Below are 23,566 nucleotides of genomic sequence, written 5' to 3'. Positions count from 1 at the left end.
AGGCTTCGGCCGCGGAGCGACCGCTCGCTAACGACGACGAAGGAGCACGACATGCCTGCAAGAGGAACTGCTGAGTGGAAGGGCGACCTGAGAGCCGGCTCCGGCACCTTCACCGCCGGGGACACGATCAGCGGCGACTACTCGTTCAAGTCGCGCTTCGAGGACGGCCCGGGCGCGAACCCGGAGCAGCTGATCGCCGCCGCGCACGCCTCATGCTTCTCGATGGCGCTGTCGAACGCGCTCGCCACGGCCGGCACGCCGGTCGACTCGGTGCAGACGAGAGCGGTCGTGACACTGCGCCCGGTCGACGGCGCGCCGACGATCACGAAGATCGAGCTGACCGTCGTCGGCGTCGTCCCCGGCATCGACGAGGCCGCCTTCAAGGAGGCCGCCGCCGGCGCCAAGGCCGGTTGCCCGGTCAGCCGCGCGCTCGCCGGCGTGCCCGAGATCACGCTCGAAGCGACGCTCGCCAGCTGAGCTGATCCACCGCCGCGGGCCGGCTCCAAACCGGCCCGCGCTCAGCGGCTCACGCGACCGCCGCTTCGAGCCCGTCCAGCGCCTCGCCCAACTGCCGCTTCGCCGCGCCCTTGAAGAGGAAGGGCGCCAGTCGCGACCAGCCGCGCAGGCGCTGGACGTACTCGACGCTCACGAGCGTCGTCGTGGCGTCCGCGCCGTCCGCCCCGGGCGCGAGCTTGAAGGTCGTCACGGCCTCCTCCATCAGGCGCTCGAACGGCGAGCCCTCCAGCTCCTGCGACCACTGCAGCAGCTGCTCCTCGTCGCGCGCGAGGATCGCGAAGTCGGCCCGCACGCCCTTGCCTCTCTGCGTCCCCAGCACCTGCGTGAAGCGGTCCAGGTCGACGTCCTCGACGCGCCGCACGCGCGGCCACCAGCGCTGCTGCTGGTAGGGGTCGTTCAGCACCCGCCAGACGGCCGCGGGTGCGGCCGGGAGCGTGCGCTGGAGTCGGGTGGTCGGCATCGGAAGGAGCGAGCGAGCGTCGGGCGCTACTCCGCCTCGCTCGCGTACTGCACGAGCGCGTGGACGTCGTAGGGCGCGAGCCGCTCGCGGCCGCCGAGGAAGCTCAGCTCGGCGAGGAACGCGCAGCCGACCACGACGCCGCCGAGCTGCTGCACGAGGTCGCACAGCGCGCGCGCCGTGCCGCCGGTCGCGAGCAGGTCGTCGTGCACGAGCACGCGCGCGCCGTGGGCGAGCGCGTCGGCGTGCATCTCCAGCGCGTCGACGCCGTATTCGAGGATGTACTCGGCGCTGATCGTGCGCGCCGGCAGCTTGCCCGGCTTGCGCGCCGGCACGAAGCCCGCGCTCAGCTCGCGCGCGACCGCGCCGCCGAGGATGAAGCCGCGCGCCTCGGCCGCGACGACGAAGTCGATCCCGCCGCGGCCGGCGCCGTAGGCCGCGATCCGCCTGACGGCCTCCGAGACCGCCGCGGAGTCCAGCAGCAGCGGCGTGATGTCGCGAAAGACGATCCCCGGCTTGGGATAGTCCGGGATCTCGCGGATGCGGCTGCGCAATTCGACGCTCATCGTGGAAGAACGAGCCTCTAGGCGAGTTCTTCCGACCGGGTCAAGGCCGCGGGCCGCAGCATCCGGCGTGCTCAAGGCCCGGAGATTCTGCGCAGGTCGCGAATCAGCAGCAGGTGCTTGAGGTAGGTCGCGACCGCGGCGAGGTTCTCGAGCGTCTCGACGGCCTCTCTGCGGCGCTCCGGGTTGCGCGAGCGCAGTGCCGGGGCGAGGATCTGCTGCAGCAGCGCCGACTCGCGGTCGGCGGAGGTGCGGAAGACGCGCAGGTTGCGGCCGGCGACGCCGTATCTGGCCAGCTCGGTCGTCGCGCGGACGATCTCGCGGTCGGTCTCGTCGTAGTACTTCACGCCCGCGCGCTGCTCGCCGCGGATCACGCCGAACTCCTCCAGCTCGTAGACGAGTCTCGGCTCGGCGCCGGTCTCCTCGACGACGTCGTCGAGCGAGTAGAGCGCGCCGGGGCCTCTGACGGCGACCGCGGTGCGGCGCAGGTGGCGCACGTCGGGTCTGGACGGGCCGGGCGCGACGTCGTTCTCGGCGCGGCCGCCGGCCAGCTCCTGGCGGATCACTCTCAGCGGCAGGAACTCGTCGCGCTGCAGCCGCAGGATCGTCCGCAGCCGCTGCACGTCGGTCTGCTGGTAGACGCGGTAGCCGCCCTGCGTGCGGCGCGGCGTCAGCAGCTTCTGATCCTCGAGGTAGCGGATCTTCGAGATCGAGATGTCCGGGAACTCCTGCTTCAGCGCCTTGCAGACCGCGCCGATCGTGAGCGCCTTCTGTCGCGCCGGGCGCTTCTGCTCGGGCGCGTTGCCCGGCGTCGCGGGCACGGTTGCCGGCACGGCGACCGTCGCCGACCCACCGGCCTCGGCGACCGCGCCGTCCACAGCGACCGTCGCCGGCTCGCCGTCCGGCGGCGGCACGGCGCCTGCCGTCGCAGCCTCTGGCTCGACGTCGGGGTGAGGGATCTGTGAGGCCATCGTCGTCACCGGGAGAGATACGCCAGCTTGTACTTGCCGACCTGCAACTCGTCGCCGTCTTCGAGCTTGTGCGACTCGATCCGCTCACGGTTGACGTAGGTGCCGTTGAGCGAGCCGCAGTCGTCGAGGTACCACTCGTGGCCGCGCCGCACCAGCAGCGCGTGATCGCGCGAGACCGTCACGTCGTCGAGGAAGATGTCGCTGTCGGGACGACGCCCGATCGTCAGCTTCTCGCCGTCGACGACGAACGACTCGCCCGTGCGACCGCCGCCGGCGCGGATCACCAGCGCGGCGCCGCGCGCGACGACGTCCTCCAACTCGACCGGCTCGATCTCGCCGGTCTCGCCGATCCGGTAGGTCGCCGTCGTGTCAGCGGCCGCCGGCTCGGAGGTAGCGAGGAACGCGCCGCAGCGTTGGCAGTAGTTCGCTCCGACCGCATTGGCGAAGCCGCATTCAGGGCAGTGGAGCGCCACGTGCCTCTCCTTCGCCGACGAAGGTCAGCTTCCCTCTTGTCCCGGCAGTCGGCCGGACAAGATGTCGGTCAGCTTCTCGACGTCGGCACCGGAGATCACGTCTTCGCCGCCGTCGTGCTTCTTGCGCAGACGGTTGACGAGCTCGGCCCGGAGAATGTCGATCTTTCCATGCAGGATGCGCCGTTTGTAGGAGACCTCGATCTCCTCCTCGGTCATCTGCTGGATGAGATCCTTCAGCTCCTGATCCGTCAGTGAGCCGAGATCCGGGAAGGTGTCCATCACTGAGGTTGCTCCGTTCCAGGGTGCGCGCGGTGGCGAGACCGATCAGTATAGCCCTGCACGGGCCGGGTCTCAAGCTGAGCTTGAGGGTCAGCCCGTTGCCCGCCGCGCACGCAGCTGCGCACGGCCGCTGCGAACGTACAGGGCCGTCGCCGTTAGCGCCAGCGCGAGGCCGATGTAGAGCAGCACCTCGCCGAGCAGTTGCAGCCCGCACATCGGGAAGAACAGGCCGCCCATCACCGGCGCGACCGCAAGCCGCCCAGGCCAGTTGATCGCCAGGTCGATGCCGTGCCGCAGGCCCCATTGCGCGATCGACAGCATCGCGACCTCACGCGCGACCAGCAGCGCGATCGCCCAGCGCGGCAGCAGCTCGAAGTTCCACGCCACGATCACGCCGGAGATCACCAGCAGGCGGTCGGTGACCGGGTCCATCAGCGCGCCCAGGCGCGAGTACTGCCGCGTCACGCGCGCGGCGATCCCGTCGGCATAGTCGCCCCAGCCGATCACGCCGAACAGGAACGCGGGCCAGAAGCCGACGCCGTCGTCGCTCGACAGCGCGACGACGAGGAAGACCGGGATCAGCGCGATCCGCAAGAAGCCGATCGCATTCGGGATCGTCCACGGGTTCAGCGGCGCGCCGGCGACCGTCGCCGGCTGCGGCGGGCCCGAGCGGTCCAGGCCCGAGAGGCGCTTGAACGTGAGGCGCTGCCGCGGCGGGCGGTCGCCGCCGGGGACGCCGGGGGCGCCGCCGGCCGAGCGCGGCGGCTCGTCGCCGGAGCCGCCCCCGTCCGGGCGCCCTACGGGAGCGTCCGCCACAGCTCGCGCACCGCCTCCGCGGCACCGTCGAGCGGGATCGAGCGCGACTCGCGGCCGCGCCGCAGCTGCACCTCCAGCTCGCCCGCCGCGAGCGTGCGCCGGCCGACCGTCACGCGCAGCGGCGCGCCGAGCAGCTCGGCGTCGGCGAACTTCTCGCCGGGACCCGCGTCGCGGTCGTCGTAGAGCACGTCGAGGCCGATCTCCCTCAGCTGCTCGTAGAGGCCGTCGGCGTACGTGCGCTCCTCCGACTCGCCTCTGGAGATCACGACCAACTCGACGTCGAACGGCGCGAGCGCGCGCGGCCAGGCGATCCCGGCCTCGTCGTGGAACTGCTCGACGGCGGCGGCGGCGATCCGCGCCGGGCCGATCCCGTAGCAGCCCATCACGATCGGCTGCTGTCTGCCGCTCTCGTCGAGGTAATGCGCGCCGAGCGCCGTCGAGTATCTGGTGCCGAGCTTGAAGATGTTCCCGATCTCGATCGCCTTCTCGATCCGGATCGGGTTGCCGTTGACCGTGTCGCCCGGCTCGACCGCGCGCACGTCGGCGCGCTCGAACGGGAAGTCGCGGCCCGGCTCGACGCCGCGCAGGTGGTGGTCGGCGCGGTTGGCGCCGGTCACGTAGCCGCCGTCGCCGACGGCGTCGTCGAGCACGATCGGCGCGTTCGCGCCGACCGGGCCGATGAAGCCGGCCGGCCCGATCTTGCGCGCGAACTCGTCGGCCGTCGCGGGGCGGCATTCCGATCTCAGCGCGTTGCGCAGCTTCGTCTCGTTGACGCGGTGGTCGCCGCGCACCAGCACGAGCACCAGCCCGCGGCCCTCGGCGATCACCGGGTACGCCTTCAGCACTCCGCCGGCCGGCACGCTGAGGCGGCGCGCGACGTCCTCGACGGTCGTGATGCCGGGCGTGTGCTCCTCCTGCGGCTGCGGCAGCGGCGCGGGCAGCTCGACCGGCTGCGGGTCGGCGCTGGCGATCTCGACGTTGGCGGCGTAGCCGGGCGCCAACGCGACCTCGTCCTCGCCGGCCGCGCAGGGCGCCATGTACTCGTGCGCGGCGGTGCCGCCCATCATCCCGACGTCGGACTCGACGCGGTACCACTCCAGCCCGCTGCGGTCGAAGATGCGGTCGTACGCCGTGATGTGCGCCGCGTAGCTGCGCTCCAGACCCTCCTCGTCGCGGTCGAACGAGTAGGAGTCCTTCATGCGGAACTCGCGCGTGCGCAGGACGCCCGCGCGCGGGCGCGCCTCGTCGCGTTCCTTGACCTGTATCTGGTAGAGGATCTGCGGCAGATCGCGATAGGAGCGCACCACCTGCGCCACGTGCGTGGTGATGATCTCCTCGTGCGTCATCGCGAGCACCATCTCGGTGCCCTTGCGGTCGGCCAGCTTGAAGATCTCCTCGATCTCGATGCGGCCGGTGCGACGCCACGGCTCGGCGGGGTTCAGCAGCGGCATCAGCAGCTCCTGGCCGCCGATCGCGTCCATCTCCTCGCGGATGATCTGCTCGATCTTGCGGTGGATCTTCCAGCCGGCCGGCAGGTAGGTCCACAGTCCGGCGCCGAGCTGACGGATCAGCCCGGCCCGGACCATCAGCTTGTGCGAGATCGCCTCGGCGTCAGCCGGGGCCTGCTTCTCGGTCGGAAGGAGATAGGCGCTCAGACGGGTCATGGGCGCGGAAGCCTACCGGCCGGCCCCTCCGCGCCCGTCTCCCGCGACGTCAGCCGAAGTAGCGTCTGTACTTCAGCAGCGTGTCGTAGACCGGCCGCGGCTGGCCGTTGACGTCGAGCACGCCGGAGTCCCAGCGGTTGGAGATGCCGGCGCCGAACCAGTGGTAGATGTAGATCCGGTCGATCCGGCTGCGGTATTTGATCGCCTGCTTGAAGACCGCGTCCATCGCTCTCGCCTGCCGCTTGAGGTCGGGGCGGAACGTCTGCCGCGCGTTCTGCGGCTGGAAGCGGTAGAGACCGCCCGTCTCGGTCAGCCAGACCTTGCCCGGGAGTATCTTCAGCAGCTTCTTGACGCTGCTGTTGGCGTCCTGCACGAAGCGGTTGGCGTCGGTGTAGTTGTGCATCCCCCACACCTTCGGCGTCGGGATGCGGCGTCTTCTGAAGTTGTCCAGCAGCGCTCTGGTGTACGTGACCATGTTCGGCAGGTCCTGGATGTCGGCGCCGAGGATCGTGCAGCCGCGGCAGTTTCTGCGCACGATGTCGTAGTACGTGACGACCGCGTCGGGTCTGTAGACGGTCGGCTGCGTGAGGTTGTTGACCTCGTTCCAGGGCTGGAACAGGCGCACGTACGGGTACGCCTTGCGGAACGCCTTGAAGGCCTTCGTGTAGCTGGCGGAGCTGACCGGTCTGCAGCTCTTGGAGCCGTTCAGGTTCGGGCACGCCATCGTCGAGGGCGGGTTGAACGCGACGAGGATCTCCTGGCCCGCGGAGCGCGCGGCTCTCATCCACAGGTCGAGGCCGGCCTTCTCGTCCCTGTGCAGCACGCTGTCGTAGTTGACGATCAGGCGCGTGCGCTCGGAGCCGAGCGGGGTCAGCCACTCGTTCGTGAAGAGGTTCGGACTCTGGTCGCCGACTCCCACTACGAGGGCGCTGCTCGAAGCAGGCGCGAGCAGCAGGACGGCCAAGAGCAGGCCCGCCACTGTGGCGGCCAGCGAACGACGGGGCTTCACGTCGAAGTTTCCTTTCGGGGAATGAGCCGGGGGCCCGCGATACCTGGTCTGCATACGGACACCCCGAAACGGATCGGGGGACTGTAGCTGCTAACCCAGCGGCGCCGGTGACGATGCGGTTGCGGCGGGGATCCGCCGCCACGCGGCGGGCGCCGGCTGCACGCGGCGGGCGCAGGGCGCCCGCTTCAGGCGCCGCTGGAGCTGGCGACGCGCAGCAGCGCCGCGACGGCTTCTGGGTCGTCGCCCATCGGCAGGTGGCCGCAGCCGTCCAGCGGGACATGGCGGGCGTGCGGCAGCGCCGCCCTCGCGCGCGCCGGCTGGGTCGCGGCGATCAACAGCCGGTCGCGCGTGCCCCAGCCGATCGTGACCGGGATCGGATCGAGCTGCTCCCCGTGCGCGAACTGGTATCTCGCCAGCTCGGGCAGCGTCGCGTCCCAGCCGCTGGCGCCGACGAGTCTGTCGATGTCCATCCGCGCCGCGTCCGGATCGACGCGCGCCGGACGGCCGCGCATCTGGCCCAGCAGCAGCTGCCGGCCGAGTGCGCTGCCCATCCCACGCTTCAGCAGCCCGCCCGCGTGGACGGAGAAGAAGCGCGTGATCTTCAGCGCCGCGCGGCTGTACCGCTTCTCGGCCTCGTTCCAGAAGCCGATCGGCGACAGCGCGGTCGCGCTCGCGACGCAGCCGCGGCGCGCCAGCTCCAGCGCGATCCCACCGCCCATCGAGTTGCCCGCGACGTGCGGTCTGTCGAGCCCGGCGTCGGCGAAGAACTGCTCGACCGCGTCGAGGTAGGCCTCGATCGTCGGCACCGTGCCGGCCGGCAGCGGCGGCGAGTCGCCGAAGCCCGGCAGGTCGATCGCGATCGTCTCGCGCTCGGCGGCGAGCAGCTCGACGACCGGATCCCACGCCCCACGCCGCGCGCCGATCCCGTGGATCAGGACGAGCGGCGGCCCAGAGCCGCGACGGTCGTGGACGAGCATGGGCCGAGCCTAACCGACCTCCGTCGGACCCTGCGCCACCTTCATGGTCGTCTGAGACGCCGGATCGCGCCCAGCTCCGCGAGCCCGTGCTCTCAGGCGATCACGAGCGCGTGAAGCGACGGCCCGCCGTGGGCGACGCTTCCTCGTCCAACCGCGCCTTCGCGGCGACCACATCCAGCAGGCTGCCCGACATCTCCTCCAGCGAGTTGGAGTCGACCGCGTCGCTGGCGGCCTTCTCCAGCGCCGCGAGGCGCTCGGGCGTCATCTCGCCGGCGTTCTCCTCTTCGATCGCCTGCAGCCAAGCGGCGCCCTCGGCGGCCTCGCCGGCGTCGACGTCGATCTGCTTGCCGCGCGCGACGTACTTGTCGATCTCGGCGAAGAGGGTGTCGACGAGCTGCTCGGTCGGGACCTTGCGCAGCGCTCTGCCGCGGCTGAAGATCAGGCCCTCGTTCTTCGCCCCCGTGATGCCGAAGTCGGCGTGCGACGCCTCGCCGATGCCGTTGACGGCGCAGCCGAGCACGGCGACCTCGATCGGGTCCTCGTACGCCTCCAGCCGCTTCTCGATGTCGGCGACGACGGTGTCCATGTCGAACTGCAGGCGGCCACAGGTCGGGCAGGCGATCAGGACCGGGCCGCGCTCGCGCAGCTGCAGCGCCTTGAGGATCTCCCAAGCCACCTTGACCTCTTCCTCCGCGTGGAAGGTCGACAAGGAGATCCGGATCGTGTCGCCGATGCCGTCCGCGAGCAGCGTCCCGAGGCCCACCGACGACTTCAGCGAGCCCGACCACTTCGTCCCCGCCTCGGTGATGCCGAGGTGCAGCGGGTACGGGATCCGCTGCGACAGCAGGCGGTTGGAGGCGATCGTGTTCGGCACGTTGGTCGACTTGATCGAGACCTTGAAGTCCTCGAACTGCAGCGACTCCATCAGCGCGACGAACTCGGTCGCGGCGGTCACGAGCGCCTCGACGCTGTTCTCGCGCTCGAGCGCGTGGAGGTGTCTGGGCAGCGAGCCGGAGTTGACGCCGATGCGGATCGGCACGCCCGCCGCTCTCGCCTTCGCGGCGACGAGCGCGACCTTGTCGGGACCGCCGATGTTGCCCGGGTTGAGGCGGATGCAATGGGCGCCCGCATCGATCGCCTTCAGCGCGAGCGTGTAGTTGAAGTGGATGTCGGCGATGATCGGGATCGGCGACTCTCTGACGATCGTCTTGAGCGCCTCGACGTCGTCGTCGCGCGGCACCGCGCAGCGCACGATGTCCGCCCCGGCCTCCGCGACACGATGGATCTGCGCCATCGTCGCCTGCAGGTCGGCGGTCTCCGTCTTCGTCATCGTCTGGATCGCGACGGGTGCGCCGCCGCCGATCGGCACGCCGCCGACGTGGATCTGCCGCTTCGAGGCCATGCCCCCAGTGTAGGAGACGTCCGGCGACGAAGCCGTCGCCGGACTGTCTACGGATCAATATCCCGCGCCGGCGTGCCCGTCGGACACACTGCGCGGGAAGGTCTCCGGCGCTACCCATATGTCGGTCGAGTCGGTCGGCAGTCTCCTGCGACGCCGAGCCCACGCCTTCAGCCGGATGACGGGGTTGAGCTCCTCGTCGCGTGAACCGCCGCTCGCGATCACGAGCCGGTCGACGATCTGCTCGACGCCCTCCTGAGACTCGCCGCGCTCGGCGACGAACCTCAGGAAGCTGGCGACCGGCAGCGCATGCGACGCCCGCTGCAGCGGCATCGGCCCCCAGGGACAGTCCGCATCGGCGAGCAGCGCGACGACGCGCCGCTCCTTCGCGTCTGGCTCGGTCATCCCATCGACGTCACAAGGGCGCCGCCCGCGCCGAAGAGGCACGAGGCGAGTCGTCCGCCGGGGGTCACGGTCATCCGCACGGCGTCGGCTGCCTGCCGTCCAGATCCTGCAGGTTGAACGGGTGCTGGTCGACGTCGTGCGCTGGTGACCGCCGCGCCAGCCGTTGGCAGGCGTGCCCCGCGCGTCGACAGCGCCTGCGCCTCGCTCGCGGCGCCACTCCCGAACGCGAGCGCCCACTGGCGGTTGGCCGCTGTCAGGGCACGGATCACGTTGCCGTCGGCGTCGTGCTCGGCTGTGTCGATCGCGCCGCCCGGCTCGGCGACGTTGACGACGCGCCCCTGCAGCCCGATGTAGTGGATCGTCGCTCTCAAGTAATCCGTCGCTCTCGCGGGTGGAACCGTGTCCTCGGGGAAGATCGCGACGGCGTCCCACGGGAGGTCGTCGACCTGGCCCATCTGCTCGTCGCGGCGTACGAGAGGTCGTACGGCGCCTGTTCTCGCCTCAGTGCCCCGCGTACATCGCCTCGATCTCGGCAGCGTACTTGTCGCCGATCGGGCGGCGCTTGAGCTTCATCGTCGGGGTCAGCTCGTCGCCGCCGGGGAGCCAGTCGCCGCGCACGAGCGTGAAGCGCTTTATCTGCTCGACGCGCGAGAGTCTCTCGTTGGCGGTGTCGACGCCGGCTTGGACCGCCGCGCGCACGCGCTCATCGACCGCCAGCGCGGCCAGCTCCGCCTCGTCGCCGAGCCCCTGCTGTCTCGCCCACGCCGGGCCGAAGTCGGTGTCGAGCACGATCAGCGCGGTGTTGTACGGTCGCGCGTCGCCGATCACGCACGCCTGGCCGATCAGCGGCGAGGCGCCCTTCAGCGTCGCCTCGATGTTCGCCGGCGACATGTTCTTGCCGCCCGCGGAGATGATCAGCTCCTTCTTGCGGTCGACGATCTTGACGTAGCCGTCGGCGTCGATCTGCGCGATGTCGCCGGTGTGCAGCCAGCCGTCCGCGTCGATCGTCTCGGCCGTCTTGTCCGGTCTGCCGCGGTAGCCGCGCATCACGCAGGCGCCGCGCACCAGCAGCTCGCCGTCCTGCGCCAGCCTCGCCTCGACGCCCGGCGACGGCGGCCCGACGGTGCCGATCCGCACCTGCCCCGGCCGGTTGACGGTGCCGGCGCCGCACGTCTCCGACATCCCCCACAGCTCCGCCAGCTCGATCCCGAGCGCGTGGAAGAACTCGATCACGTCGGGCGGCGTCGGCGCGGCGCCGACGTTGACGGTGACGACCTGGTCGAGGCCGAGCATCGTCCGCAGGTTGGAGAAGATCGCCGCGTCGGCGGCCGCGACCGCCTGCTCCAGCTCCTGCGGCACCGCGACGCCCTTCTGCTGCAGCCCGATCCGCTGCCGCGCGGCCGCGAGCGCGCCCTCGACTCTCGCGCGCGCCTCCTCCGGCTGCGACGCGAGCATCGCCTCCAGGCCCGCCTTCAGCTTCTCCCAGATCCGCGGCACGGCGAAGAACCAGTTCGGCCGCACCTGCGGGAGCGTCTGCATGATCGCTCTGGGATCCGGCGACGTGGTGATCGTCGCGGCGTAGACGACCGGGATGTAGTGGTGCGCGGCGCGCTCGGCGATGTGCGCCGCCGGCAGCCACGAGATCACGCGCGCCCCCGGCTCCAGCTGGATGATCTCCTGCACGGCGCGGACCGCGCCGAGGATGTTGCGGTGCGCCAGCTCGACGCCCTTCGGCGGCCCGGTCGTGCCGGAGGTGTAGATCAGCGTCGCGACGTCATCGGGCGCGACGGCGGCGAGCGCGCGGTCGACGTCGAACGACGGGTTGGAGCCTTCGACGTCGGAGAGCGTCAGCAGCCCGGCCGCGGAATCGCCCCCGGGCGGTTGCGCGACGGAGTCGGCGCCAGCCGCGTCAACGACGATCACGTGCTCCAGCTCCGGCAGTCTCTTGCGCGCCTCCAGCAGCCGCGCCAGGAACGCCTGCTCGACGACCGCGATGCGCGCGCTCGCGTCGCCGACGACGTACTCGATCTGCTGCGGCGTGGAGGTCAGGTAGATCGAGAACGGCGCCGCCCCGAGCGTCACGGCGGCGAGGTCGGCGAGGTGGAACTCGGGCCGGTTGGAGAGCATCAGCGCGACGGTGTCGCCGGGGCCGACGCCGAGCCGCGCGAGGCCGCCGGCGAGCGCGTCGACGCGCTCGCGCAGCTGCGACCAGGTCAGCGCGACGCCGTCGTCGAGCGTGCGCACCGCGACCAGGTCGGGGTGCGCGGCGGCGGTCCGCCGCAGTGCCTCGCCGAGCGTCGCCGCATCGACGGCGTGCGATGTCGTGGCCGCGATCGAGCTGCCTTCCATCTCTCGTCCTCCTCCGCTGACGTGGACAGCCGTCGGGGCCATGCAGACGCTACACGAGGCTTACCCGCTCGCGGGGAGGTGCAACGCGGCGGGGCGGCGGGCGCGCGGCGCGGGCGCGGGCCGACGTCCCGCCCGCCGTCGCGCTCAGCGCCCGATGTCGCCGAGCGTGCCGTCGCCGATCCGGCCGATGTCGTTGGACAGCCCGATCAGGAACAGCATTATCACGAGCACGAAGCCGACCGCCCCGGCCTTCTCCATGATCGAGAACGGGACCGGCCGGCCGCCGCGCAGCTTCTCGACCAGCGCCCAGAAGATGTGGCCGCCGTCGAGCGGCAGGAACGGGAACAGGTTGATGATCGCCAGCGACAGCGAGATCAGCGCGAGCACGTAGAGCGCGAGCGTCGTCGAGAACTCGAACGACTGCCGCAGCGTCTCCGACGTGCCGACGACGCCGGACAGCTGCTTGCGCTCTCTCGCCTCGAACAGCTTGCCGAACGTCGAGACGGTCCGTCTGGCGACGTCCCACATGCCGGTCACGCTGACGCCGGCCGCGTCGACCGGCCCGACGGTGCGGGTCGCGTTCTCGTAGCTGAAGCCGAGGCGCGCGCGCTCGATCCCTCTCGTCGCGTCGTAGCGCGGGGTGATCTGGAACGTCTGCAGTCTGCCGTTGCGCTCCACGACGACGGTCGCCGCGGTCGCGGCCGTGCAGCCGTTCACCTGTCTGCCGGCGCATCTGTGCGTCGCGACCTGTCTGGCGATCGCGGTCGGGTCGCCTCTGACGCCGTCGACGCTGATGATCCTGTCGTTCGGCTGCAGGAACTGCGCGGCCGGCTGGCCGAGGTCCTGCTTGGAGACGACCGGCTGATCGGTCGCCTGGCCGTTGGCGAGCAGCAGCGCCCAGATGATCAGGAACGCGATCACGACGTTGACGGCCGGACCCGCGGCGATCACGACGATCCGCTTCCAGACCGGCATCCGGTAGTAGGCGCGGTCCTCGACCTCCGGCGGGATCTCCTCCGTCGGGTTCATGCCGGTGATGCGCACGTAGCCGCCAGCCGGGATCCAGCCGATCGCGTACTCGGTCTCGCCGCGCTGGACCTTCGCGAGCGGGCGGCCGAAGAACAGCGAGAACTTCTCGACGCGCATGCCGACGAGCTTCGCGGCCGTGAAGTGGCCCGCCTCGTGCAGGATGATCAGGGCGCAGAAGCCCAGGAACGCGAGCAGTATCGGGATCATGCGGTCGCGCGCTCCTCGATCAGCTCGTGCGCGGCGTCGCGCGCGGCGCGGTCGGCGCGGTAGAGCGTCTCGAACGCGTGGATCATGCCCGTCTCGACGGTGTCGAGCGCGTGCTGGATCACCTCGGCGATCTCGAGGAAGCGCAGTCTGCCGGACAGGAACGCGTGCACGGCGACCTCGTTGGCGGCGTTCAGGACGCACGGCGCGGTGCCGCCGGCGATTCCGACCTCGCGCGCGAGCCGCAGACAGGCGAAGGTGTCGCTGTCGACCGGCTCGAAGCTGAGCGTGCCGACGGCGGCGAAGTCGAGCGCTCTCAGCGGCACGTCGACGCGCTCCGGGTAGTGCAGGCCGTAGGAGATCGGCACGCGCATGTCCGGGTAGCCGAGGTGCGCGAGCGTCGAGCCGTCGCACAGCTGGATCATGCTGTGGACGATCGACTGCGGATGGACGATCACCTCGAGCTGGCTGTACGGCGTGCCGAACAGGTGGTGCGCCTCGATCAGCTCCAGGCCCTTGTTCATCAGCGTCGCGGAGTCGATCGTGATCTTGCCGCCCATCGCCCAGGTCGGGTGCGCGAGCGCCTGCGCGACGGTCACCTCGCGCAGCTCCGCCGCGGTTCTGCCGCGAAACGGTCCGCCGGAGGCGGTCAGCACGATTCTGTCGACGACGCCGGGCTCCTCGCCGGCCAGCAACTGGTGGATCGCGGAGTGCTCGGAGTCGACCGGGATGATCTGCGCGCCGGTCGCCTCCGCGAGCTGGTTGACGAGCTCGCCGCCGACGACGAGCGACTCCTTGTTGGCGAGCGCGAGGTCGATCCCCTCGCCGAGCGCGGCGACGGTCGGGCCGAGGCCGGCGGAGCCGACGAGCGCGTTCAGCACGAGGTCGGCCTCGGATTCGACGACGAGCCGCACGAGCCCCTCGGGCCCGCTCAGCACCTCGCCGTCGGTCCACGCCTCCGCGGCGCGCGCGCCGGCGTCGGCGTCGGCGAGCGCGATCCGCTCGACGCCGTGCTCACGGGCCTGCGCGACGACCGCCTCCCACGAGCGCTGGGCGGACAGTCCGACGAGTTCCAGTTCCTCAGAGCGCGCGACGATGTCGAGCGCCTGCGTTCCGATCGACCCGGTCGAGCCGAGGATGAGCAGGCGGCGTGGCATGCGGAGGATTGTAGGTCTCCTCGATTTCGGACAGCTAAGCGGGTCGTCTGGCGCACGGCGGCACGGCGCCGGCCGCGCAGCATCCGTGCCGCGCCGACCGCTCCGCCCTCAGCGCCGCAGCGTCACCGCCAAGCGCGCCCGCTTCTGGTCATCCGCCGTCACGACCGCGTCTGCCCGCACCGTGCGCCCGATCCGCAGCCGGTGCCGCACGCTCGCGCTCAGCTGCAGCGCGACCGTGCGGCTGGCGCCGCCGGGAACCGCCGCCGGCACCGTCGATGCGAGCGATCCGCTGCCGCCGCGGGCGCGCAGCGTGGCGCTGGTCGTGCAGAAGCGGCCGGGCACGGCGTCGCAGCGGACCTGCAGCCAGAGCGTCGGCCCCGATCGGGCGACGACCCGCAGCGGGCGCGCGCCGCCACGGGACGGGACCGCGGTGCGCGGCACGATCCGCAGCAGGCGCGTCGCGCCCCACGGCGGCGGTGCGCCGTCGGCAGGCCAGGTCGAGTCGGAGATCCAGACGGCCCCGTCCGGGCCGGCGGTCACCGACGGTGCGTTGTACACGTCGCGCACCCGGCCGAGCAGGCCGTCGAGCGACTGCGCGGTTCCCCCGCTGCTGTCCACGACGCCGTACGACAGATCTCTCGGGCCCCGCCCTTCCTTGGAACCCATGACCACGTAGCGGTTGAACCACAGCCGTCCGTCCGGACCGATCGCCGCGTTGTGGACCGGGCGACCGTCCGCGCTGGAATCGACGACGTTCGTGCGTCTCCCATCGGCGGCGCGGCGCCACAGCGTGGTGCCGCTCTGGTACCACGTGCTGCCGTCGGGGGCGGCGACATCCAGCAGGTCCGGCGAGGCGGAGACGAGCTTTCCGCGCGGCCCGATCCGACCGCCGGCGACACCCGAGAACCCGAACGAGAGACCGCCGTCGTCACGCGGCACCGCCGCGAGACTGACGCCGACATCCGCGAGCTCCTCCGTGCCGCATGCCTGCTCGCGCGCCCGTACACGCCAACGGCGCTGGCTCCCATCGACCGCGACCCGCGCGATCCGACCGCCGCAGAGGTCCACGACCCAGGTCGTGCCGTCACCGCCGAACGCGAACCGTTGAACTCCGACGTTCGCGAGACATCCCTTCCAACCGAGCCGGATTCTGCGCACCCGTCCCCGCGTGTCCATGCGCTGCAGCAGGTCGCACTCCAGCATCTGCCACGTGGTCCCGTCGGGCGCCAGACCGACCGCTCCCGGACCGACCAGCCGACGTTTCGTCAACGGCCCGCCCGCCACGGCAGTGAACTCCTCGTGCGCGAGCCCTTCGCTGCCCCGGTCGTTGCGGAGGAAGCCGATACGACCGCCGGTCAGCGACGTGATCCCCTGATCCAGCGACATCGTCGGCAACGTCTGCCGCGACTCGACCCCCGCCGCGGTGATCCGCAACAGCTCCGCGTCGTCGGGGCGAAGACTGAAAGCCCACATGCGTCCATCCGGCCCCACCACGGGCCCCGAGGCCGCAACGCCGACCTCGACCGGCTCGACCGTGTACGCGTCCGCCGGCTCCTTCGCTGCTGTCGCCGTACCCGGCGCCGCCGTCGCCAGCAGCGCCAGCGCGATTGCGCCCCGTAGCAGTCGCCGGCCGTGCGGCCGCGCATTCCCCGTCATCGTGACAATCCCTTCGTCCGTCCCTGGGTCTGCGCGTTCAAACGCGCTCCCGGGGTGGAAGGTTGCGATTGAGCGACGCGTTCGCGCTAGGAGAGCGCGTACCAGATGTAGTAGCCGACGACCGCGGCGAACAGCGCCGCGTCGATGCGGTCCAGCGCGCCGCCGTGGGCGCCGAACGCGCGACCGGTGTCCTTCGTGCCGACGTCGCGCTTGACGAACGACTCGAACAGGTCGCCGATCGGGGCGGCGATCGCGACGCCGACGCCGAGCAGCAGCGCGTCGACCGTCGTCAGCCAATCCTGGTAGAGGCCGGCGCAGACGACCGCGGCGACCGCGCACAGCATCCCGATCGCGAGGCCCTCGACGGTCTTGTTCGGCGAGATCCGCGGCGCCAGCTTGCGGCGGCCGAACATGCGCCCGCCGAAGTAGGCGCCGGTGTCGCCGATGAAGGTGCCGACCAGCACGTCGATCACGATCGCGTTGCCATGCGGCAGCTCGCGCAGCAGGACCGCGTGCGCGAGCGCGAAGCCGATCCAGTAGATCCCGAGGATCGTCGTCGACATCGACAGCGTCGCATGCTCGCGCACCGGGCCGGCCGCCGTCAGCACGAACAGCACCGGCACGATCGAGACGGCCGCCAGCAGGATGTGGAACTGCGTGCCGTAGAGCGCCGCGGCGAGCATCGCCGCCAGCGCTATGAAGCCGGCGACGGCGACCGGCTGGACCGGTCTCAGCAGCGTGTACAGCTCGTGCATCGCGAGTATCCCGACGCCGAGCAGCGCGAGCGCCCATATCGGGCCGCCGAACGCGTTGACCGCGATGACGGCGATCGCGGCGGGCACCGCGACCAGCACGCGGCCGCCGAGGTCGGAGCCGCTGCGCGCGCCCACAGCGCCGCCCGCGCCGGCGCCGTCGCCGCTCCCGCCGCCCGCTCCGTCGGACCCGCTCGGCCCGCGCCCGCCGCCGGCGCGCGCGCCGGCTCTGCGGCCGATCCCGCGGCGTCCGCGACCGCCGCGACCGCGTCTCGCGCCGGACGCTCTCGACGACCCGCCCGCGGCCGCCGCCTCGGCACGGCGCGCGCGCGAGCGCGCGAGGCCGTCGTCGTCGTCCCCGAAGCGGTCGAAGAGGTCGCCGTCGCCGCTGCTCATGCGCCCGCGCGCCCTCCGTAGCGGCGTCTGCGCGTCGCGTACTCGGCGAGCGTCTGCTCGAACACACCGCGGTCGAAGTCCGGCCACAGCTCGTCGCGCACGACGAACTCCGAGTAGGCCGTCTGCCAGACGAGGTAGTTCGACAGCCGCTGCTCGCCGCTGGTGCGGATCACGAGGTCGGGATCCTCCAGGTCGGGCGCGTACAGGTGCTGGCGGAACTCCTCCTCGGTCGTTCCGGTGAAGCTGCGCGCGGCATCGACGATCTCGGCCCGTCCGCCGTAGTTGAACGGGATGAAGAACGTGATCTGCCTGTTGTCGGCCGTGAGCCGCTCGGCCCACTCCATCTGCTCGATGATGTCGGGCGGGATCGGGTCGCCGCGGCGGCCGACGAAGCGCATCCGCACGCCCTCCTCGTGCAGCTCGGGCGTCTCGCGCTCTATGTACTCGCGAAACAGCTCCATCAGCCCGGCCACCTCGGCGTCCGAGCGCGACCAGTTCTCGGTCGAGAAGGCGTAGATCGCGAGCTGCTCGATGCCCAGCTCGACGGCGTCCCTCAGCCGCGCCTTGACGTTCTCCGCGCCCGCGCGGTGACCTTCGGTCACGTCGAGGCCGCGTTGCTCCGCCCAACGGCCGTTGCCGTCTGTGATGATCGCGACGCGCCGAGCCCGCCGGCCGGAGTCGTCGCTCTGGTCAGTCGCCACGTCGGCGAGCCGCTCCACGAGGCGTCAGACCTCGAGGATCTCTTCTTCCTTGTGCTTCAGGAAGGTGTCCAGCTCACCGATCTTCTCGTCGGTCAGCTTCTGCAGCTCGGACTCGGCGCGATGTTCGTCGTCGGCGCCGACCTCGCCGGCGTCGCGCAGCTCGCGCAGGTCCTGCATCGTGTCGCGGCGGACGTTGCGGATGCCGATGCGGCCGTCCTCGGCGATCGTGCGCACGACCTTGACGAGCTGTCTGCGGCGCTCCTCCGTCAGCTCGGGGATCGACAGGCGGATCATGTTGCCGTCGTTGTTCGGCGTGAGGCCGACGTCGGACTCCATGATCGCCTTCTCGATCGCCTTGATCGAGCTCTTGTCGAACGGCTGGACCGTCAGCATCCGCGCCTCGGGGGCGCCGACGCTGGCGAGCTGCTTCAGCGGCGTGGAGGCGCCGTAGTAGTCGACCATGATGCGATCCAGCAGCGCCGTCGAGGCGCGGCCGGTGCGAACGGACCCGAATTCGTTGCGGGTCGCGTCGACGGACTTCAACATGCGCTCGCGCGCGTCCTGCAGCAGCTCTTCGATCATGTCCTCACCAAGGTCCCGACTCGTTCCCCGGAAACTATCCGATCGATGTTCAGCTCGTCGCCCATGTTGAAGACGACGATCGGCAGCCTGTTCTCCATGCACAGCGTCAGCGCGGTCGAGTCCATCACGCGCAGGCGTCTCTCGATCGCCTCCATGTGGGTGATCTCGGGGATGAACGTGGCGTCGGGATCGGTCGCCGGATCGGCGGTGTAGACGCCTTCGACGCCGTTCTTCGCCATCAGGATGATCTCCGCGTGCATCTCGATCGCACGCAGCGCTGCGGCCGTGTCGGTCGTGAAGAACGGGTTGCCCGTCCCGGCCGCGAAGATCACGATCCTCTGCTTCTCGAGGTGACGCATCGCGCGCCGGCGGATGTACGGCTCGGCAACCTCGGAGATCGCTATCGCCGACTGAACGCGCGTCGGCACGCCCTGCTTCTCGAGCGCGTCCTGCAGCGCGAGCGCGTTCAGGACGGTCGCGAGCATGCCCATGTAGTCGCCGGTCGCACGGTCCATGCCGGACGCCTGCGCGGCCAGCCCGCGGAAGATGTTGCCGCCGCCGACGACGACGGCGACCTCGACCCCGCGGGCGTGGACCAACGCGAGCTGACGGGCGATCGCACCGATCCGCTCGGGATCGGTGCCGTAGTCGAGCTCGCCCATCAGCGATTCGCCCGAGACCTTCACGAGGACGCGTCTGTAAGCAGGCGCGCCCTCTCGGTGCGGGGGCTCAGTCGCCAACGGCGAACCGCGAGAAGCGGCGGATGACGACGTTCTCGCCGGTTCTCTGCGAGACCTCGGCGCGGATCTGCTCGATCGAGCGACCCTCGTACTTGTCGGCGTTGACATGCGCCTGACGCAGCAGCACGACGTCCTTCAGCCACGAGTCGATCTTGCCCTGGACGATTCTCGGGCGGATCGCCTCCGGCTTGTCGGCGTACTGCTCCTCGGCGATGCGGCGCTCGCGCTCGACGTCCTCGGCCGGGACGCCGTCGTCGTCGACCGAGACCGGCGCGGCGGCGGCGACGTGCAGCGCCAGATCCTTCGCGAAGCCGATGAAGTCGTCGTTGCGGGCGACGAAGTCGGTCTCGCAGTCGACCTCGACCAGCACGCCGATCTTGCCGTTGGCGTGGATGTAGGACTGGACCGTGCCCTCGGAGGTGCCGCGGTCGCCGCGCTTCTCGGCCTTCGCCATGCCCTTGATGCGCAGCGCCTCGATCGCCTTCTCGATGTCGCCGTCGGCCTCTACGAGGGCCTTCTTACAGTCCATCATGCCGGCGCCGGTGCGTTCGCGCAGCGCCTTCACGTCCTGGGCGGAAATGCTCATGCGGTGGGCTCCCCCTCGGAGCCGGAGTCAGTGGTGGTGGCGGTGGTGGTGTCTGCGGGCGCCGTGGCGGCGTCGGCCGGCTTGGCGTCCTCAGCGGGGGCGGCGGGCGCGGCCTCGGCCGGGGCGGCCTCAGCGGGCGCAGCCTCGGCGGGCGCGGCCGGAGCGGCAGCCTCGGCGGGCGCGGCCTCAGCCGGCGCGGCCGGAGCGGGGGCGTCGGCCGGCGCAGCCTCAGCCGGCGCAGCGGCGGCGGTCGCGGCCGGAGCGGCAGCCTCAGCGGGCGCGGCCTCAGCCGGAGCGGGCGCGGCGGCGGCCTGAGCGGCCTGCGCCTGCTGCGCTGCCTGCGCCTGCTGCGCCTCCTGGGCGGCCTGCGCGGCCTGGGCCTGCTGCGCGGCGGCGGCGGCCTCGGCCTCACGTCTGGCGGCCTGCTCGGCCTCGCGACGGGCGGCGTCCTCGGCGTCGCGACGGGCGCGATCCTCGGCCTCGCGTCTGGCACGCTCCTCGGCCTCGCGGCGGGCCTTCTCCTCGGCCTCCTTGCGCGCGGCCTCCTCCTGCGCGCGGAAGACCTCGCGGCCCTCGGCGATGACGGCGCCGAGCGCTCTCGTGATCACGAGGCACGACTTGATCGCGTCGTCGTTGCCCGGGACGACGTAGTCGACCTCGTCCGGGTCGCAGTTGGTGTCGACCAGACCTATGATCGGGATCCGCAGGCGTCTGGCCTCCTTGACGGCGATCGCCTCGACCTTGAGGTCGATCACGAACATCGCGTCAGGCACGCGCTGCATGTTCTTGACGCCGCCGAGGTTCGCCTGCAGCTTCAGCAGGTCGGCTCTCGCGGCGAGCCGCTCACGCGTCGGGAGCAGGTCGAGCTGACCCTCTCTCTCGTAGCGCTCGAGGTCGTGCAGACGCCGGATGCGGTTGGTTATCGTGCCGAAGTTCGTCAGCAGGCCGCCGAGCCAACGGTGGTTGACGTAGGGCATCCCGGCCGCCTCGGCGACCTCCTTGATGCCGTCTCTGGCCTGCTTCTTGGTGCCGACGAAGAGCACCGTGCCACCGCGGTGAGCGACCTGCGAAGCGAACTCGGCGGCGTCGTTCAGCAGCTCCTGCGTTCTGAGCAGGTCGATGATGTAGATGCCCGCGCGCTCACCGTGGATGAAGCGACGCATCTTCGGGTTCCAACGGCGCGTCTGATGGCCGAAGTGAACGCCGTTCACGAGCAGGTCTCTGAGGTCAACCGGTGCGGTCGCCATGTGCTGGTACTCCCTTGTGGTGGTGGTCACTGCTCCCGGTCGCGAGCCGCGCTGATCCCGACGTCAGGGCGTCGAGCAGGGCAGCGGACCCTGTGCTGCGTCCGGGTTCGTTTGACTGCGTACGAAGGTAAGTCTACGCGAGATCGGCGCACGCGCCGTCTCGCGCCCGGCCGCGGCTCAGTCGAGCTGCGACTCCAGCTGTGCCAGGACCGCGGCGAGGTCCGGCGGCAGCGGCGAGCTGACGTCGATCTGCTCGCCCGTGAGCGGATGCGTGAAGGCGAGCCGCGTCGCATGCAGGAACTGCCGCTGCAGCCCGAAGCGACCGGCTCTGCCGTAGTCGGGATCGCCCGCGACGGGGAAGCCGATCGCCTGCAGATGGACGCGGATCTGGTGCGTGCGGCCGGTCTCCAGCACGACCCGCAGCAGCGCCGAGTCGGGCAGCGCCCGCTCCAGCGTGAAGTGCGTGCGCGCGTCGCGCGGGTCGTCGGTCTCGGTCGACATCCTCGTGCGCACGCGGCGGTCGCGGCCGATCGGCGCGTCGATCGTGCCGGTCCGTGCCGGCGGCGTCCCCTCCACCAGCGCGAGGTATTCGCGGCGCACCTCGCGCGCCTCGATCATCGCCTTCAGCTCGCGGTGCGCCTGCTCGGACTTCGCGACGACGAGCAGCCCCGAGGTGTCGCGGTCGAGCCGGTGGACGATCCCGGCGCGGCCGGGGTCCTCGCCGCCCGCCGCGGCTCCGCTCGTGCGGCCGGCGAGCGCCTGCGACAGCGTGCCGCTGCGATGGCCGGGCGCGGGGTGCACGACGACGCCGGCGGGCTTGTCGACCAGCAGCAGGTGCTCGTCCTCGTAGACGATCGTGAAGGGCGCGTCGCCGGCCGGCTCCTGCTCCACGTGCGGCTCCGGCGCGACCTCGATCCGCTCGCCGGCGGCGACCTTGTGGCGCTTGGGCTGCGCCTTGCCGTCGACGGTCACGAGGCCGGCGTCGAGCAGCCGCTGCGCCTTCGCGCGCGAGCCGAGCGGGCCGGCGAGGAAGCTGTCCAGCCGCTCTCCCGCGGCCTCGGGTGAGACGTCAAGCAGCAGCGGGTCGGGCATTTCGCTCCAGCACGAAGACGAGCACGAGCACACCGCACGTGATCGAGATGTCGGCGACGTTGAACGAGGGCCAGTGCGGCAGCTCGATGAAATCGGTCACGTAGCCCTGGCGGATGCGGTCGATCAGGTTGCCGATCGCGCCGCCGATCAGCATCCCGGTCGGCAGCCACAGCAGCGGCCGGCCCGGGTTGCGGGCGAAGAAGCCGATCAGCAGCGCAAGCGCCGCGAACGTCACGATCAGGACGATCGCGCCGCCGCCGCCGAGAAAGCCGAACGCGACGCCGTCGTTGTGGACGTGGCCGATGTCGAGAAACGGCAGCACCTCGTTCTTCTCGCCGACCGCGACGTCGGCGCGCACGAGCGCCTTCGTCAGCTGGTCCAGCACGAGCACGACGGCCGCGACGAGCGCGACGCGCAGCCAGCTGGCGCCGGCGGTCCTCCCGCCGCCCATCAGCCGCGGATCAGGCCGACGACGATCCGCCAGACGATGATCAGCACGATCGTCGCCACCATCGGGCTGAGATCGAACGGACCGAAGTTCGGCAGGAATCTGCGGAAGACGTTGAGGTACGGCTCGACGACCTGTCTGAGGAAGTCGAAGATCGCGTTCGTCCAGCGTGAGTACGGCACGCGCAGGCCGACCGAGAAGACGATCGAGACGACTATGTACGCGAAGATCAGGATCAGGTAGACCGTGAAGACCGCGTCGACGTAGTCCGCGATCGTCCCGCGCGTGTCTCCGAACACCAGCGTCGGGCTCATCGTCTGCCTCCGTGCACGACCGCGTCCGCGGCCTCCTGGAACGCTGTGCGCACGCCGCCGGCGTCGAGCGCGGCGAGGCCGCGAGCGGTCGAGCCGCCGGGCGACGTGACCGCGCGGCGAACCGCGAGCGTGTCGTTGTCTCTTGCCGCGAGCAGCTCGACGGTGCCGGCCATCGTCTCGGTCACGAGCGTCGCGGCGACCGGCGCCGGCAGCCCCAGCCGCACGACGGCGTCGACCTGCGCCTCGACCAGCAGCGCGACGTACGCGGGGCCGACGCCCATCGCGGCGGTCGCGGCGTCGATCAGTCTGTCGTCGAGCCTGACGACCGTCGCGACGCGCTCAAGCAGCGTCAGCACGCGGTCGGCGAGCTGCGTGTCGATCGCGGGATCGTGCGCGAGGCAGATCACGCCGCGTCTGACCTCGACCGCGACGTTCGGCATCAGGCGGAAGACGGGCTGGCCGGGGTAGGTCTCCTGCAGCTTCGCGAGCGGGACGCCGCCGAGGATCGAGACGATCGGCTGCTCGGGCTTCGCGCCCGCGACCTCGGCCGCGACCTCGGCCAACTGGTCGGGCTTGTGGCAGAGGACGACGAGGTCGGCGCGCTGCGCCAGCTCGCGGTTGCTCGCGATCGCCTCGCCGCCCAGCTCGGCGGCAAGGTCCTCCGCGCGGCCGAACAGCGCGTCGGTGCAGAGCACGGGGTCGCCCCAGCCGCGCGCGAGCGCGCTGGCCATGTTCCCCGATCCGATCAGTCCGACCTGCATGGGCGCAAGCGTATCGACCGGAC

General features: G+C 71.2%; 27 protein-coding genes. 1 reads left to right on the top strand and 26 read right to left on the bottom strand.

Annotation, left to right across the window (positions count from 1 at the left end; translation table 11 throughout):
* Positions 1 to 51 precede the first annotated feature (51 nt).
* Complete coding sequence (locus Q7L65_RS08520) at positions 52 to 477, top strand: OsmC family peroxiredoxin (RefSeq protein WP_304720373.1); 426 nt, start codon at positions 52 to 54, stop codon at positions 475 to 477.
* A 49-nt stretch (positions 478 to 526) separates the two neighbouring features.
* Here the strand turns inward: Q7L65_RS08520 and Q7L65_RS08515 are convergent, their stop codons facing one another.
* From Q7L65_RS08515 to Q7L65_RS08390, 26 genes are all read right to left on the bottom strand, one after another.
* Entirely contained in the window at positions 527 to 976 is a 450-nt protein-coding gene (locus Q7L65_RS08515) for an SRPBCC domain-containing protein (RefSeq protein ID WP_304720372.1), read from the bottom strand.
* Between the two features lie 26 nt (positions 977 to 1,002).
* Complete coding sequence (locus Q7L65_RS08510) at positions 1,003 to 1,539, bottom strand: adenine phosphoribosyltransferase (protein WP_304720371.1); 537 nt, start codon at positions 1,537 to 1,539, stop codon at positions 1,003 to 1,005.
* Positions 1,540 to 1,610: 71 nt separating this feature from the next.
* Entirely contained in the window at positions 1,611 to 2,507 is an 897-nt protein-coding gene (locus Q7L65_RS08505; RefSeq protein ID WP_304720370.1) for a MerR family transcriptional regulator, read from the bottom strand.
* Positions 2,508 to 2,512: 5 nt separating this feature from the next.
* Positions 2,513 to 2,980 carry an FHA domain-containing protein gene (locus Q7L65_RS08500; RefSeq protein WP_304720369.1) on the bottom strand — a complete coding sequence of 156 codons (468 nt, stop codon included), beginning with the start codon at positions 2,978 to 2,980 and terminating at the stop codon, positions 2,513 to 2,515.
* Positions 2,981 to 3,004: 24 nt separating this feature from the next.
* Positions 3,005 to 3,259 (bottom strand): hypothetical protein, encoded by a 255-nt coding sequence (locus Q7L65_RS08495; protein WP_304720367.1) that lies wholly within the window; start codon positions 3,257 to 3,259, stop codon positions 3,005 to 3,007.
* A gap of 90 nt (positions 3,260 to 3,349) precedes the next feature.
* Positions 3,350 to 4,075, bottom strand: coding sequence for a CDP-alcohol phosphatidyltransferase family protein (locus tag Q7L65_RS08490; protein WP_304720364.1), 726 nt, complete (start codon positions 4,073 to 4,075; stop codon positions 3,350 to 3,352).
* Positions 4,057 to 5,739 (bottom strand): proline--tRNA ligase, encoded by a 1,683-nt coding sequence (locus tag Q7L65_RS08485; RefSeq protein ID WP_304720361.1) that lies wholly within the window; start codon positions 5,737 to 5,739, stop codon positions 4,057 to 4,059. Before Q7L65_RS08485 ends, Q7L65_RS08490 begins: the two co-directional genes overlap by 19 nt.
* 49 nt (positions 5,740 to 5,788) lie before the next feature.
* Positions 5,789 to 6,748, bottom strand: a complete 960-nt coding sequence (locus Q7L65_RS08480; RefSeq protein ID WP_304720359.1) for a hypothetical protein — start codon at positions 6,746 to 6,748, stop codon at positions 5,789 to 5,791.
* Positions 6,749 to 6,933: 185 nt separating this feature from the next.
* Positions 6,934 to 7,725 (bottom strand): alpha/beta fold hydrolase, encoded by a 792-nt coding sequence (locus tag Q7L65_RS08475; RefSeq protein ID WP_304720357.1) that lies wholly within the window; start codon positions 7,723 to 7,725, stop codon positions 6,934 to 6,936.
* A gap of 100 nt (positions 7,726 to 7,825) precedes the next feature.
* The gene (gene ispG, locus Q7L65_RS08470; RefSeq protein WP_304720354.1) at positions 7,826 to 9,127 is read right to left on the bottom strand and encodes a flavodoxin-dependent (E)-4-hydroxy-3-methylbut-2-enyl-diphosphate synthase; all 1,302 of its coding nucleotides are present in this window, start codon (positions 9,125 to 9,127) and stop codon (positions 7,826 to 7,828) included.
* A gap of 54 nt (positions 9,128 to 9,181) precedes the next feature.
* Entirely contained in the window at positions 9,182 to 9,529 is a 348-nt protein-coding gene (locus tag Q7L65_RS08465) for a hypothetical protein (protein WP_304720351.1), read from the bottom strand.
* Entirely contained in the window at positions 9,526 to 9,984 is a 459-nt protein-coding gene (locus Q7L65_RS08460) for a hypothetical protein (protein ID WP_304720348.1), read from the bottom strand. The genes Q7L65_RS08465 and Q7L65_RS08460 overlap by 4 nt, the downstream gene beginning before the upstream one ends.
* Before the next feature lie 46 nt (positions 9,985 to 10,030).
* Positions 10,031 to 11,878, bottom strand: a complete 1,848-nt coding sequence (locus tag Q7L65_RS08455; protein WP_304720346.1) for a long-chain fatty acid--CoA ligase — start codon at positions 11,876 to 11,878, stop codon at positions 10,031 to 10,033.
* A 144-nt stretch (positions 11,879 to 12,022) separates the two neighbouring features.
* Complete coding sequence (locus Q7L65_RS08450; RefSeq protein WP_304720343.1) at positions 12,023 to 13,114, bottom strand: RIP metalloprotease; 1,092 nt, start codon at positions 13,112 to 13,114, stop codon at positions 12,023 to 12,025.
* The gene (gene dxr, locus Q7L65_RS08445) at positions 13,111 to 14,268 is read right to left on the bottom strand and encodes a 1-deoxy-D-xylulose-5-phosphate reductoisomerase (protein ID WP_304720341.1); all 1,158 of its coding nucleotides are present in this window, start codon (positions 14,266 to 14,268) and stop codon (positions 13,111 to 13,113) included. Before dxr ends, Q7L65_RS08450 begins: the two co-directional genes overlap by 4 nt.
* A gap of 108 nt (positions 14,269 to 14,376) precedes the next feature.
* The gene (locus Q7L65_RS08440; protein WP_304720339.1) at positions 14,377 to 15,924 is read right to left on the bottom strand and encodes a hypothetical protein; all 1,548 of its coding nucleotides are present in this window, start codon (positions 15,922 to 15,924) and stop codon (positions 14,377 to 14,379) included.
* An 86-nt stretch (positions 15,925 to 16,010) separates the two neighbouring features.
* Positions 16,011 to 17,072 (bottom strand): phosphatidate cytidylyltransferase, encoded by a 1,062-nt coding sequence (locus Q7L65_RS08435; protein WP_304720338.1) that lies wholly within the window; start codon positions 17,070 to 17,072, stop codon positions 16,011 to 16,013.
* Positions 17,069 to 17,773 (bottom strand): polyprenyl diphosphate synthase, encoded by a 705-nt coding sequence (gene uppS, locus Q7L65_RS08430; protein WP_304720336.1) that lies wholly within the window; start codon positions 17,771 to 17,773, stop codon positions 17,069 to 17,071. Before uppS ends, Q7L65_RS08435 begins: the two co-directional genes overlap by 4 nt.
* Positions 17,774 to 17,797: 24 nt before the next feature.
* Positions 17,798 to 18,355, bottom strand: coding sequence for a ribosome recycling factor (gene frr / locus Q7L65_RS08425; protein WP_304720333.1), 558 nt, complete (start codon positions 18,353 to 18,355; stop codon positions 17,798 to 17,800).
* A complete protein-coding gene (pyrH, locus tag Q7L65_RS08420) occupies positions 18,352 to 19,095 on the bottom strand; it encodes a UMP kinase (RefSeq protein WP_304720331.1) in 744 nt (247 codons plus the stop codon). Before pyrH ends, frr begins: the two co-directional genes overlap by 4 nt.
* Positions 19,085 to 19,681: a translation elongation factor Ts gene (tsf, locus tag Q7L65_RS08415; RefSeq protein ID WP_304720329.1), complete on the bottom strand. Its 597-nt coding sequence runs from the start codon at positions 19,679 to 19,681 to the stop codon at positions 19,085 to 19,087. Before tsf ends, pyrH begins: the two co-directional genes overlap by 11 nt.
* Positions 19,678 to 20,928 carry a 30S ribosomal protein S2 gene (rpsB, locus tag Q7L65_RS08410; RefSeq protein WP_304720327.1) on the bottom strand — a complete coding sequence of 417 codons (1,251 nt, stop codon included), beginning with the start codon at positions 20,926 to 20,928 and terminating at the stop codon, positions 19,678 to 19,680. Before rpsB ends, tsf begins: the two co-directional genes overlap by 4 nt.
* A gap of 177 nt (positions 20,929 to 21,105) precedes the next feature.
* Positions 21,106 to 22,020 carry an RluA family pseudouridine synthase gene (locus tag Q7L65_RS08405; RefSeq protein ID WP_304720325.1) on the bottom strand — a complete coding sequence of 305 codons (915 nt, stop codon included), beginning with the start codon at positions 22,018 to 22,020 and terminating at the stop codon, positions 21,106 to 21,108.
* Complete coding sequence (gene lspA, locus Q7L65_RS08400; protein ID WP_304720323.1) at positions 21,998 to 22,471, bottom strand: signal peptidase II; 474 nt, start codon at positions 22,469 to 22,471, stop codon at positions 21,998 to 22,000. Before lspA ends, Q7L65_RS08405 begins: the two co-directional genes overlap by 23 nt.
* Positions 22,471 to 22,782, bottom strand: coding sequence for a YggT family protein (locus tag Q7L65_RS08395; protein WP_304720321.1), 312 nt, complete (start codon positions 22,780 to 22,782; stop codon positions 22,471 to 22,473). Before Q7L65_RS08395 ends, lspA begins: the two co-directional genes overlap by 1 nt.
* Positions 22,779 to 23,543 carry a pyrroline-5-carboxylate reductase gene (locus tag Q7L65_RS08390; protein WP_304720319.1) on the bottom strand — a complete coding sequence of 255 codons (765 nt, stop codon included), beginning with the start codon at positions 23,541 to 23,543 and terminating at the stop codon, positions 22,779 to 22,781. Before Q7L65_RS08390 ends, Q7L65_RS08395 begins: the two co-directional genes overlap by 4 nt.
* Positions 23,544 to 23,566: the final 23 nt, after the last annotated feature.

It is taken from the genome of Conexibacter sp. CPCC 206217 (genome assembly GCF_030646165.1).
Taxonomy (GTDB): Bacteria; Actinomycetota; Thermoleophilia; order Solirubrobacterales; family Solirubrobacteraceae; genus Conexibacter.
This window is presented reverse-complemented; position numbering and strand designations above follow the sequence as displayed.